Here is an 11,936-nt window from a genome sequence, read left to right on the forward strand (position 1 = left end):
GATTCGCTTGAAGACTGGGCCCGCAGCCTGAAATCCCAGAATTTCTTCCGGTTCCTTGACCTGAAGATCGGCCGCGGCGGGCTGTTTGGCGGCACGCGGCTCAACAAGCTGATGGTGGAGAATTTCGGCGATCTTGATTTCTCCGCGCTGAAGCTGCCCTTCACCGCCGTTGCCTGCGAACTGAAGTCCGGGCAGGAAATGTGGCTGACCGAAGGGCGCATCTCTGATTCGATCCAGGCGAGCTTCGCGCTGCCCGGCGTGTTCGAGCCCGTGAAGATCAATGGCCGCTGGCTGGTGGACGGGGCGCTTGTGAATCCCTGCCCCGTTTCGGTGTGCCGCGCCGCCGGCTGCGACATGGTGATTGCCGTCAATCTGGCTGAAGACCTTTACGGCCGCCGCCGCGCCACGAGTGCGGGGGCGCTTGAGGTGCGCGATGCGGAAGGTGATGACGGCGACTTCGGCGTCTTTGCCGATATCATGGCGAGCCCCAGCGTAGTGGGCCGCAAGCTTGGCAGCGATGTTTTCCAGAAGCTCTTCAGCCGCAAGGACGACGCACCTTCGCTGTTCACCAATATGGTGGCGAGCCTGAATGTGATGCAGAACCGGCTGAGCCGCTCGCGCCTTGCCGGCGACCCGCCGGAAGTGACCATTGCGCCGCTTGTCGGCCACGTTGGCCTCTTGGAGTTTCACCGCGCGGACGAGCTTATAGAAGAAGGCGTGCGGGCCTTCGATGCGCAGCTCGCCCATATCCGGGACGTGCATGCCATCATCAATCACCGCCTGAACGCCTGACAGGCAGCAGGCAACGATAGAGCCTGATATGGTTTCTGATATTGATCCGCTGCTGGCTCAAACCTTGAAGGACCCCAAAACGTGGGTCGAATTTTGCCAGCATTTCCATCAGGACTTTGATGTTGGAGGAGTAGCCTTTGAAGCTAACCTGCAGAAGCTTTGGAGAACTCTACCAATTGGTCAACGAACGACAATTAGAGCTCAGCTAGAGACTCTGATTAGCTCGCCTCTCTCGGATGGCGAACTGAAGCGGCTTTGGAACAAGCACAACAGCGACTGGCGCATTGGCAGGTCAGCACGGAAGTTCTACGAAGAGCTGTTGACGAGCCTTGACCTCGATGACAGCCGCGCCTAGCCGCCAAATCGCGCCCAGACGATCACGCTTCGCTGGATGAACAACCGAACCTTCCACCAATCGTCACCCCGGACTTGATCCGGGGTCCAGCCTTTCCAATCGTGCCGCTGGATGCCGGGTCAAGCCCGGCATGACGGGGTGGCGGGTATCGTCACGCCGTCGCGATATATTCCTTCAGTGCGTCGGCTTCCTGCTGGGTTTCTTGCAGGCGTTCCTTCACGACGTCGCCGACCGACACGATACCGATCAGCTTGCCGTCTTCCACCACAGGCACGTGGCGGATGCGGCGCTCGGTCATCATTTCCATCAGTTCGTTAAGCGTGGCTTCGCCCGTGCAGGTGGCGACCGACCGGGTCATCAATGTATCAACCGCATCATCGAGGACGGCAGCACCGCGGATAGCCAGGCCCCGCACCACGTCCCGCTCCGACACGATGCCGACAAGCCGGCCCTTGTCCATCACAGGGACCGCCCCTATTCGTCTTTCACCGAAAACCTTGGAAACTTCGGACACTTTGCAGCCCGGCGCCACGAAGACAACTTCGGAGCCCTTGGAGCCGAGAATCTGTTTGACGTTCATACAAACCTCCCGATTGCGCGCCCTTGCGGGCCATACTCCCCGCTCGTCATTATGCCGTGACTTTTCGTCGCGGCAAAGGATCAAGGCATGCAAAGCGGCGATTCGTGTGGCATCAGGGGGGCGGGCTAGCGCCCCGAGACATGAAAGGAGCCAGGAATCATGCTCGCAAAAGTCGCCCTTGTTGTCATTCTGACTGCGATTCTCGCCGCTGCCGGCGCGTGGTCATTCGATGTGGTCTCGTCGCTGCAGGGGGGCGCAGGCCTCAGCATGCACGGCTATATTGCTGCCGGCCTCGGCATCTTCTTTTCCTGCCTGATCGGGTTTGGCCTGATGGCGCTTCTTTTCTATAGTGCGCGTCATGGCCACGATGAGGCGTCCCATAAATACGACCTCACGGGCGACGATGCGGCAGGCACCGATTCCCGCCGCGATTTTACGAACCAGGGGGATGAAAACCGATGAACAAGTTCGAAACGCTGTCCGATTTCTGGGCCCTTGTGGTCGAAGTCTGGAATCAGGGCGCGTTCGGATACGATGTCGGCACCATCCTCACGGCTCTTGGTGTCTTCCTTCTGTTCATGGCTTTCCGCGGCCTTTTCACCCGGTTCGTCCTGTCGCGCATGCACCGCTGGGCGGAAAAGACGACGAATGAAGTCGATGACGCCATTGTCGATGCGCTGAAGCCGCCGATTCGTTTCATCCCGGTCGTGATGGGCATCTTTTTCGCCCTCAGCATTTTCGAATTTGAAGGAGACGGGCTGGAGCTTGCCGGGCTCGTCAACCGCACCCTCGTGGTCTTCACCCTTTTCTGGATTCTCTATAGCCTCGCCAAACCGCTTGGCGACCTGATGCAGAAGGGTGCCAATTTCCTGACGTCCGAAATGATCGAATGGGTGGCAAAAGCGCTGCGGATCGCCTTCGTGCTGATCGGCGCTGCCGCCATCCTTGAAATCTGGGGGATCGAGGTCGGCCCGCTGATCGCCGGCCTTGGCCTCTTTGGTGTAGCCGTGGCACTGGGCGCGCAAGACCTGTTCAAGAACCTGATCGCCGGGCTTTTCGTGATCGGCGAGCGGCGCCTGCATACCGGTGACTGGATCCTGGTGGACGGCGTGGTGGAAGGCACGGTCGAATCGGTCGGCTTCCGCACCACGATGGTCCGGCGATTCGACAAGGCACCCGTTTATGTGCCGAATACCAAGCTGGCCGATAGCGCGCTGACGAACTTCAGTCGCATGACCTATCGCCGTATTCGCTGGAACATCGGCCTAACCTACGACACCTCCGCCGCACAGCTCCGCGCCATCCGCGATGCCATCGCCCACTATATCGAAACCAACGACGAATTCGTGAAGCCCGTCGAGACATCGACCTTTGTGCGGATCGACCAGTTCTCGGCAAGTTCCATTGACCTCTTCCTCTATTGCTTCACCCGCACCACCGACTGGCTGGAGTGGCTGGAGGTGAAGGAAGAGCTGCTGTTGAAGATCAAGGAAATCGTCGAGGAAAACGGCGCGAGCTTCGCCTTCCCGAGCCAGTCGCTTTATATCGAATCGCTGCCGGGCGATCCGGGCGACAGCACCAAGGCTTCACTCTGACATTTGCCAACAGGCGAGCGGTGGGCTAGGAAAAACCATCAATCTCCCGCAAATGAGGCTTGTTCCGATGACCGACACGATGCAGCTGACCCTGCGCACCGCGCCCCGCACCGCCGATCTGAATATCAACGGCAACATTTTCGGGGGCTGGGTTCTTTCGCAGATGGATATCGCCGGCGGTATCGTCGCCGCGCGCCGCGCCGGCGGGCGCGTTGCCACCGTCGCCGTCGAAGGCATGAAGTTCCACCGTCCCATCGAGCTCGGCGATGTGGTCAATATCCACACCCGCATCGAAAAAGTAGGACGGACCTCGATCAATGTGTTTCTGGAAGTAACCGCCGACCGCGGCACCGATGGCGGCGAGACGATTCTCGTAACCTCCGGCCACTATATCTTTGTGGCGGTGGACGACAAAGGCCAGCCGCGCCCGGTTAACCAGCCCTGAGGCTGGTCAGGGCTGCGGGGTTTCGGCCTGCGGCTCACCCACCGGGATATTGGCCTGTTCGATCTCGGCCGCGCACATCTTGGCGATATCATCAAGAAGCGTGCGATTGTTGTCGCTCACTTCATTCTTGCTGAGCTCGACCGACAAGCTCAGATACTTGTCCATATCCAGCCGGTTTTTGAACTCGCGGACTGTGCAATCGCACAGCGGCTTGCAGGTTGCTTCGCCGTAGCCCGGCACACAGCCTTTCATGCAGCGCTGCTGATCGACGGCGAGAAGATCGTCGGGGATGGGTGCGGCCATTGCCGACGCACCGGCCGCCACCAGACCCGCAAAAGCGAACGAACGCAGGGCAGTTCCAAGGGTCATCACTTTCATCGCAGCCGGTCCTTCTCTCTCAACCGTGATACAGCGCCTCTCGACAAGCTGCCGGGGCTCCACCATATATGGGCACGCATCCTGTTCAGAGAAGAGGACAAAAAGATGGCAATTGCAACATTTGGCGCCGGTTGTTTCTGGGGCGTGGAAGAATTGTTCCGCACCACCCACGGCGTCAGCGACACCGAAGTCGGCTATATGGGCGGCTCCACCGAGAAGCCGACCTATGAAGAAGTCTGCACCGACAAGACCGGCCATGCCGAAGTCGTGCAGGTGGAATTCGATCCCGACCTCGTCAGTTACGGCGAGCTTGTCGATATCTTCTTCGACAATCACAACCCGACCGAACTGAACCGTCAGGGGCCGGACGAAGGCACCCAGTATCGCTCGGCGATCTTCTATCATGACGAAGCGCAGCGCGTGACGGGCGAAGAGAAGAAGGCAGCCCTTGCCGCTTCAGGCCGTTTCAAGAAACCGGTCGTGACCGAAGTGACGAAAGCCCAGACATTCTGGGCGGCCGAAGACTATCACCAGGAATATCTGGCGAAGCGCGGCCTCAGCCACTGCCACATCTGAGGCAGTCTGAAAATTCAGAGATCGAGAACGAGCGGCCTGACGTGCCGCTCGATCCATTTATGGAGGTCGAGCGTGGCGGGCGCCAGTGTGCGGGCGCGGTCCAGCGCTTCTTCGGCTTCCTTCTCGTGGCCTTCAAGGGCGGCGAGATAGCCCGCATAAAGCGCCCAGCCTTCGAAAAAGTCGGGCTCCAGTTGCAGGGCGCGGTCAAACGCCTGCTCCACCAGCCCCCGGTCGGCGTCCGTCAGATACAGGAAACGGGCATAAGCGCCCCACGCGGTGCCATTGTCGGGATCGATTTCGAGCGCGCGTTCAAAATGTTCCCGCGCTGCCCGCGTGCGGCCCTGCACCAGCCGGATAAGGCCGAGGTCGAGATCGATGCTCTTGCAGCTGGCGTCCAGTTGCTGAGCGCGCAGAAGGGTTTCTTCCGCCGCTTCAAGGTCCGCGACATCATACAGCAGAAACTCGCCAAGCTCATGCCACGCGAAATGATCATCCGGCGCCACTGATACAGCACGGCGCAGCAGCGTTTCAATATCGCCCTCGTCGCCGCCCGTCAGGCGCAGCACGCGACCGGCCATCGAAAGCGCGTAGCCGCTTTCCTCATCAAGCTCGATCAGGCGGGCTGCCTCGTCCGCCACGATATCGGCGCGGTGCAGGTGATAAAGGCCAAGCCAGACGATATCGTAAAGCGCGCTCACATGATTGGGCGCGAATTCGAGCACTTTGGACAGCGGCTCCCACGCCAGATGCGCGGTTGCGTCTTCGCCCAGATAGTAACGCGCCAGCTGGTGCCACGCCCATGAATAGTCCGGACTGATCGTCACCGCCCGCTTGAAGCAAACCTCGGCTGCCGCCCGCGTTTCCGTATTCTCGGCAAGAATCAGCCCCATATAGGCATTGGCCCAGTCGAACGCCGGATCAACCTTCAGGGCTTCCGCCACCCAGTCGACCGCACGGGCAGAATCGCCCTTGGCCATATGCCATGCCTGCGCCACATGGGTCAGCACCCACGCGTTATCCGGCGCCACACGGGCCGCCTCTTCCAGAAGCTTGATGCCCTCGTCCGCCTTGTCCATATGTTCCCACAGGAGCCAGCCAAGCCGGGTGAGCACGTCATAATCGTCCGGCACTTCCACCAGCACTTCGCGGTAGGCGGCTTCAGCTTTCTTCGGGTCGCCCAGCGGCCCCTGCCACAGCATCGCCATGCGGCGGAGCGTGGCCGGATCGCCGGCCTCCACGGTCAGAACCTTCTGGAAATACTGCAGCGCCCGGCGCGGCTTCGCCATCTGCTCCTCGTAAAGCGAGGCCAGATTGAACAGGGCGGGTACGTCGGCGGGCTCCAGCTCCAGCGCCTTCAGGAAGGCTTCTTCGGCTTCGCTCGCCTTGTCACTCATCAGGTAACGCACATAGCCAAGATGGAACCAGGCCCATTGATAGTCCGGCCAGATACGCACGGCCTCGATCAGCGAGGCTTCGGACGCGGCAAGGTCTTCGCTCTGGCGGTAGAGCGTCCAGCCGAGCCAGCCGTGATAATAGGGTTCGCTCGCGTCAAGGCTGATCGCATGCCGCAAGAGCGACTGGCCTTCTTCCACGCGCCCCAGAAAATCGGCGAGCATGATGCCGAGCTTGCCCCATGCCCAGTCGTCGAACGGGTCTTCATCCACTGCGCGGCGGTAGGCCGCTTCAGCACCTTCAAAGTCCTGCAGGTTGACGCTCAGATTATGGGCGTGCTGGGTCCATGCCCAGGTATCGCTCGGGTCAATCGCGATCACGCGCTCCCAGTGGCCTTGGGCTGCCAGAAAGTCGCCGTTCGTTTCAGCGGCGCGGGCGGCGGCGATCAGGGCTTCCTTGCCGTCTTCCCCTGCGAGCTGCGGCAGCACCAGATTGCGTTCGGGCCGGTCGCGGGTCGGCTGCACCGTGGGGCGGAACCCGAGGGCAGCCCGGCTTTCGCGCGCGCCCTGATTGGTCGGCTCCAGCTTCATGGCCTCGGAGAAGGCTTCGGCGGCTTCGCCCCGGCGGCCCGGCAAGGCAGACAGAACCTCACCCAGCATATGCCATGCCTCGGGCGACTTGCGGTCGAGCGCGATCACGGCGCGCAAGGTGCGTTCCGCTTCTTCGATCTGCCCCGCGCCCGCCTGGCGCCTGCCAAGGTCAAGGAATTCGCGGACAGCCTGCTTGATGTCGATCAGGTCTGCCATAGGGTTTGCCGTTTATCCCCGCCCTGCGCAAAACACGAGTCAATTCTGACGGCAGGCCGCGCAAAGACCATGCAGCTCGACCGTCTGGCGGCGGATCGAGAAGGCGGCAGGGCCAGCCGCCGCCATGATTGCCGTGTCGAGATCGGGGGATGTCACTTCCGCCACATTGCCGCAGGCATCGCAGATCAAGAACTGGCTGACGTGCCTGTCGCCGGGGTGCGGGCAGCCGATGAAGGCATTGAGCGATTCGATCTTGTGGACGAAGCCTTCCTTCATCAGGAAATCGAGCGCGCGGTAAACGGTTGTGGGCTTCGGCGAGCCTGCCTCGGGCGGCAGCATCTCAAGCAGGTCATAGGCCTTCACGGCCCGGTGGCCCTGCCACACCAGCCGGAGGACCTGCCGACGCAGTTCGGTGAAGCGTTTGCCACGCGCCGCACACAGCCGTTCGGCTTCCGCGAGGGCCGTGCCGATACAGGCGCGGTGATCGTGTGCCACAGCCTTGCCCATCAGGCGAGCCCGCTGCCCTTGGGCGCCAGATTGACATGCCGGTGCAAGGCGGCGGAAAGGATCAGGCCGTAGGCAATCAGCCAGGTCATCATCGCCGATCCGCCGTAAGAGACCATCGGCAAGGGCACCCCCACCACTGGCAGGAGGCCCATCACCATGCCGACGTTGATAAGCACATAGAAATAAAGCGTGCAGGAAAGTCCCACCGCCAGCAGCCGCCCATACTGGCTGCGGCTGCCGATACCGGTGAGGAGACCATAGGTCAGCACCACCATATAAAGGCTGAGAAGGATCAGCCCGCCGATAAGGCCAAACTCTTCAGCGAGCACCGTATAGATGAAGTCTGTTTTCATCTCGGGCAGGAAATTCAGCTGGCTTTGCGTGCCTTCAAGGAAGCCCTTGCCAGTGAGCCCCCCTGAGCCAAGTGCGATTTTCGACTGGGTAATCTGGTAGCCGGCCCCGAGCGGGTCGGATTCCGGGTTAAGGAAAGTCAGAACCCGGTTCTTCTGATAGTCATGCAGGAACTGCCAGCCGATGGGCACGGCAGCCGCCACTGCAATCCCGGCAGACCAGAATATCCATGCCGGCAGCCCGGCTAGGAAAAGGATCGCCACCCCGCCGCCCACAATCGTAATGCCGGTGCCAAGGTCCGGCTGGATCACCACAAGCGCCGCCGGGATCAGGATCAGCATCGCCGGGATGATCAGGCTGGTCAGCCGCCGGCTCTGGTAAAAGTCCCGCCCGTGGAAATAACGGGCAAGTGCCATCACGACGGCGATTTTCATCAGTTCGGACGGCTGCACCCGCATCGGCCCGATATCGAGCCAGCGCTGCCCGCCCATGCCGACTGCACCCGCGATCTCCACCGCCAGCAGCATGATGAGGCAGGTGAACCAGGCGGGATAGGAAAGCGCCATCCATACCCGGATATCGACAACCGCAATCACGATCATCGCTATGAAAAGGATGCCGAAACGCTTCATCTGGGTCGAAGCCCACGGGTCAAGGCTGCCGCCCGCCACCGAATAAAGGATCGCAAAGCCGATGCAGGCGATAGCCAGATTGACGAGCACCATGCTCCATGAAAGCCCCCGCAACCGCTGCCACAGGGACTTGTTCACCCGGCTCGGGCCGAACATGCGGGAAGCGCCCCTCATGACACTTCCCCTTGCGGGCGAAGCATCGCAGGCACGGAAGCCACTTCCTCGCCCTCGCGCGGCACGGTGCCGTTTTCAAGCTCGATAGCGCGGTCGATCAGGGCGCGGGCGATGGGGGCGGCGACTTTCGAACCGCTCGAGCCATGCTCCACCAGAATGCCCGCCGCATAGGTCGGCGCTTCCACGGGGCCGTAGGCAATATAAAGCGCATGGTCGCGCATTTCCCACGGCAGGTCCTCGTTTTTGATCACGCCCGTCACGCGTTCAGCGCGGGTGATGCGGCGCACCTGCGCCGTACCCGTTTTGCCCGCGAGCTTCGCCTTGCCCTTGCCGCGGGAGTAATCGTGTGCGGTGCCGCCCACTTCGGTCACCATCTCGAGGCCGCGACGGACAATCGCAAGGTTCTCGGGCTTCACAGGCAGATTGCCGAACATGAAGTCCCCACCATAAGCGCGCTGCTCAAGGGTTGGCTCAACCAGCCGACCCGACGCCAGCCGCGCCGTCATCACGGCGAGCTGCAAGGGCGTGGTGAGCATGGCGCCCTGCCCGATTGAAACGTTCAGCGTTTCGCCAAGGTTCCAGCGCTGGCCCAGCACCGCGCGCTTCCATGCACGGTCCGGCACAAGGCCCGGTTTCTCGCCCTCGAGCCCGATATCAAGCGTATGGCCCAGCCCGAAGTGCCGTGCCATTTCGGCGATCTTGTCGATATCGAGCTTGTGGGCGATGTTATAGAAGAAAACGTCACAGCTTTTGGAAAGCGCCTGGCTCACATTCACGCGCCCATGGCCGCGCCGCAGGTGGCAGTGGAACACATGGTCGCCAAGCGGATGCTTGCCGTTGCAGAAAAACTCGGTCTCTTCGGTGATCACGCCCGCTTCAAGGGCGGCGAGCGCCACCACCGACTTGAAGGTGGAGCCCGGCGGATACTGGCCCGTGAGGCATTTGTTCAAAAGCGGCTTGCGCTGGTCGTTCATCAGCGCCGACCAGTTGGCCTGGCTGATACCCAGCGCGAAATCGTTGGGATCAAAGCTCGGGCTGGAGGCCAGCGTGACAATTTCGCCCGTGCGGACATCAATCACAACGGCGCCCGCCGAATGCTCGCCCATCACTTCGGCTGCCAGATTCTGCAGCTCCAAATCGATGGAGAGATGGATATCCTCGCCCGGCGTGGCTTCCTGCCGCCCCGGCAGCTCGCGGATTTCACGACCGACCGAGTTTACCTCCACCCGGCGCGTACCGGCGGTGCCGCGGAGGCGACCTTCATACTGGCGCTCCAGCCCCTGACGGCCAATCTTGAAGCCCGGCAGCTGGTAAAGCGGATTGTCGCCAATCTCGTCCTCACCCGCCGTTGAAAGATAGCCCACAAGGTGTGCCACACTCGGGCCCGCCGGATAGGCGCGCGACATGCCGGAGTCCGGCACCACGCCCGGCAGCTCAGGGATCGAGACATTGACGCGTGAGAAGGTTTCCCAATTGAGGCCTTGGGCCACCGTCACCGGCAAGAAGCGCCGCTGGCGCTTGATCTGGCGCATCAGCCGCGCGGTGTCGCGGTCATCAAGCTGGACGATACGGCCAAGCCGGTCCAGCGTCAGCGCTACATTGCCGGCCTGTTCGGGCACCAGAAAAACACGGAAGTCCTGACGGTTGGTGGCCAGATCGCGCCCGCGCGCATCCAGAATGCGGCCCCGCACCGGCGGGATCAGGCGCAGCGAAACACGGTTCTTGTCGGCTCGCACCCGGTATTCATCGCCCTGCACCACGCCCAGATAATAGAGCCGCGCGCCAAGGGCCGCGAACCCCAGAAACTGGGCCCCCGCGATCATGAAGGCGCGGCGGCTGAACAACTGATACCTTAATCCTTCGCGTGCCATGGCATCCTACATCACGGACCGGCGTATCCGGCCAAACACTAGGGCCAGCGGTCCGAACGAGACGGCGGTGACCGCCCATTGGGTCAGGATCGGCACAAGCGGCCAAAGATCACCCCTGACGATCGAGGTCACGGCCCAGGCAATGGCATAAAGCGCAAAGGAAAGGCCGGTGAACACGGCCCAATATACGATACGGCTGCGCCCTTTGTAATGCTTCAGCTGGTTCAGCACGAAAAATCGTGTCAGCACCAGAAGCCCCACATTCAGCCCCATCGGCACATCAAGCCAGAGATCGAGGAAGAAGCCGATCAGGGCACAGGCGCCATATGGCATCAGGAGTGGCCGGGACGACAGCCAGTAAAAGGCCGAAGCCAGCGCCAGATGCGGGATCGTCACATTGGCGGCACTGGTACCAAGCGGCAGCAGCATCATGAAAGCGCAGATGAAGGTGATGATAACCGGCAGATAGCCGGAAAGACCAAACCGTGCAAGCGTGGGGCGGCGGATCGTCACTCGGTCGCCTCCGGCTCAGTTGCCGGTGCTTTTTCCAGCGGCACCAGCGGCTCGGGCTCGGTTTCCGGTGTCAGCGGCACATAGGCCAGCACTTTCACGAAATCGAGCCGGTCGAGAAGGCTTTCGGGCTCCACAATCACGGCGTCCTCACGTACTTCCACAATCCGGCCGATCGGCAGGTCAGGCGGGAAGATGCCACCGTGACCGGAGGTCAGCACGCGCGAGCCCACCTTTATCTCGGTGCCCATCGGCACGTAATTGAGCCTGAGCTCGCGGCTGTTCTGCCCTTCGATGATGGCGAGCGCCCCGCTATCCTCAAGGCGCACGGGGATGCGGCTGTTGATATCCGTCACCAGCAATACGCGGCTTGAAAGACGGCCCACCTGAATGGTACGGCCCACCACGCCCGTGGCATCGACGACCGGAAGGTTAAGCGCCACGCCGTCGCCGGTGCCTACGTTCAGGACCACGTTCCGTTCGAACGCGCCGCCACCCACGCCGATCACCCTGCCGGTGGCAACTGTCGGCACCGTTCGGCCTGGGGCGTCCAGAAGATCGCGCAGCTCATCGTTTTCACGGGTGAGCTTGAGGGCGGCATCGCGCCACTCACGCATCATCTCGTTTTCTTTCCGAAGCTTCTCGTTCTCGAGATAGATATCCGAAACGCCGGCGAGCCGTTCGAGCCCTGCCTGCGTGCCCCGGATCGGGCGTTCAAGGATATCGAGAAGCGGCGCCACGATATCGGACGCCATTGCCCGGATACGCACGGGGATACCAAGCCCCGAGGCATCAAGCACCAGAAGCGAAACCGACAGTCCCATATAGATATAGAAAGGCCAGCGCCCGCGACCGGCCCGAACCGTCGGGGTGGCCGCAGCAGGCGCAGAGCGTCGTTCGCCTGGGAAAAGTATGCGGGTATTCAGCGGTCAGCCTCCTTCGTCCGCATCTTTCTGAAAGGCGGTCCGGGGA

Annotated in this window: 14 protein-coding genes (1 of these 14 running past the window's edge); 6 read left to right on the plus strand and 8 right to left on the minus strand. The window is 61.7% G+C overall.

Annotated elements, in window-relative coordinates; genetic code table 11:
- Together PH603_RS13425 and PH603_RS13430 are read left to right on the plus strand one after the other, a co-directional pair.
- Positions 1-792: the 3' portion of a patatin-like phospholipase family protein gene (locus tag PH603_RS13425; protein ID WP_289503047.1), read on the plus strand. Its footprint begins 273 nt before the window's first position; 792 of the gene's 1,065 nt are visible here — the last part of the coding sequence; the start codon falls outside the window, past its left edge; the stop codon is at positions 790-792.
- Between the two features lie 28 nt (positions 793-820).
- Complete coding sequence (locus PH603_RS13430; protein WP_289503048.1) at positions 821-1,147, plus strand: hypothetical protein; 327 nt, start codon at positions 821-823, stop codon at positions 1,145-1,147.
- A gap of 151 nt (positions 1,148-1,298) precedes the next feature.
- On the opposite strand, the gene PH603_RS13435 is transcribed toward PH603_RS13430, so the two are convergent.
- On the minus strand, positions 1,299-1,727 hold the full coding sequence (locus PH603_RS13435) for a CBS domain-containing protein (protein WP_289503049.1): 429 nt from the start codon (positions 1,725-1,727) through the stop codon (positions 1,299-1,301).
- A 159-nt stretch (positions 1,728-1,886) separates the two neighbouring features.
- Here PH603_RS13435 and PH603_RS13440 point away from each other — a divergent pair, with 159 nt between their 5' ends.
- From PH603_RS13440 to PH603_RS13450, 3 genes are all read left to right on the plus strand, one after another.
- Positions 1,887-2,189, plus strand: coding sequence for a hypothetical protein (locus PH603_RS13440; protein ID WP_289503050.1), 303 nt, complete (start codon positions 1,887-1,889; stop codon positions 2,187-2,189).
- Positions 2,186-3,322, plus strand: a complete 1,137-nt coding sequence (locus tag PH603_RS13445; protein ID WP_289503051.1) for a mechanosensitive ion channel family protein — start codon at positions 2,186-2,188, stop codon at positions 3,320-3,322. Before PH603_RS13440 ends, PH603_RS13445 begins: the two co-directional genes overlap by 4 nt.
- Before the next feature lie 67 nt (positions 3,323-3,389).
- Positions 3,390-3,767, plus strand: a complete 378-nt coding sequence (locus PH603_RS13450) for an acyl-CoA thioesterase (protein ID WP_289503052.1) — start codon at positions 3,390-3,392, stop codon at positions 3,765-3,767.
- Positions 3,768-3,773: 6 nt separating this feature from the next.
- On the opposite strand, the gene PH603_RS13455 is transcribed toward PH603_RS13450, so the two are convergent.
- Positions 3,774-4,145 (minus strand): hypothetical protein, encoded by a 372-nt coding sequence (locus PH603_RS13455; protein ID WP_289503053.1) that lies wholly within the window; start codon positions 4,143-4,145, stop codon positions 3,774-3,776.
- 105 nt (positions 4,146-4,250) lie between these two features.
- Here PH603_RS13455 and msrA point away from each other — a divergent pair, with 105 nt between their 5' ends.
- Positions 4,251-4,721 carry a peptide-methionine (S)-S-oxide reductase MsrA gene (gene msrA, locus PH603_RS13460; protein WP_289503054.1) on the plus strand — a complete coding sequence of 157 codons (471 nt, stop codon included), beginning with the start codon at positions 4,251-4,253 and terminating at the stop codon, positions 4,719-4,721.
- 14 nt (positions 4,722-4,735) lie between these two features.
- Here msrA and PH603_RS13465 read toward each other — a convergent pair whose 3' ends face one another.
- Genes PH603_RS13465 through mreC form a run of 6 tightly spaced genes read right to left on the minus strand, consistent with a single transcriptional unit; the run spans position 4,736 to position 11,788 of the window.
- Entirely contained in the window at positions 4,736-6,919 is a 2,184-nt protein-coding gene (locus PH603_RS13465; protein ID WP_289503055.1) for a tetratricopeptide repeat protein, read from the minus strand.
- 39 nt (positions 6,920-6,958) lie between these two features.
- Entirely contained in the window at positions 6,959-7,426 is a 468-nt protein-coding gene (locus PH603_RS13470; RefSeq protein WP_289503056.1) for a transcriptional repressor, read from the minus strand.
- A complete protein-coding gene (gene rodA, locus PH603_RS13475; protein WP_289503057.1) occupies positions 7,426-8,583 on the minus strand; it encodes a rod shape-determining protein RodA in 1,158 nt (385 codons plus the stop codon). Before rodA ends, PH603_RS13470 begins: the two co-directional genes overlap by 1 nt.
- Positions 8,580-10,427 carry a penicillin-binding protein 2 gene (mrdA, locus tag PH603_RS13480; protein WP_289503058.1) on the minus strand — a complete coding sequence of 616 codons (1,848 nt, stop codon included), beginning with the start codon at positions 10,425-10,427 and terminating at the stop codon, positions 8,580-8,582. Before mrdA ends, rodA begins: the two co-directional genes overlap by 4 nt.
- Positions 10,428-10,460: 33 nt before the next feature.
- Complete coding sequence (locus tag PH603_RS13485) at positions 10,461-10,967, minus strand: hypothetical protein (protein WP_289503059.1); 507 nt, start codon at positions 10,965-10,967, stop codon at positions 10,461-10,463.
- A complete protein-coding gene (mreC, locus tag PH603_RS13490) occupies positions 10,964-11,788 on the minus strand; it encodes a rod shape-determining protein MreC (protein WP_289503060.1) in 825 nt (274 codons plus the stop codon). The genes PH603_RS13485 and mreC overlap by 4 nt, the downstream gene beginning before the upstream one ends.
- Between the last annotated feature and the right edge of the window lie 148 nt (positions 11,789-11,936).

This window comes from Gimibacter soli (assembly GCF_028463845.1).
Classification (GTDB): Bacteria; Pseudomonadota; Alphaproteobacteria; order Sphingomonadales; family Kordiimonadaceae; genus Gimibacter; species Gimibacter soli.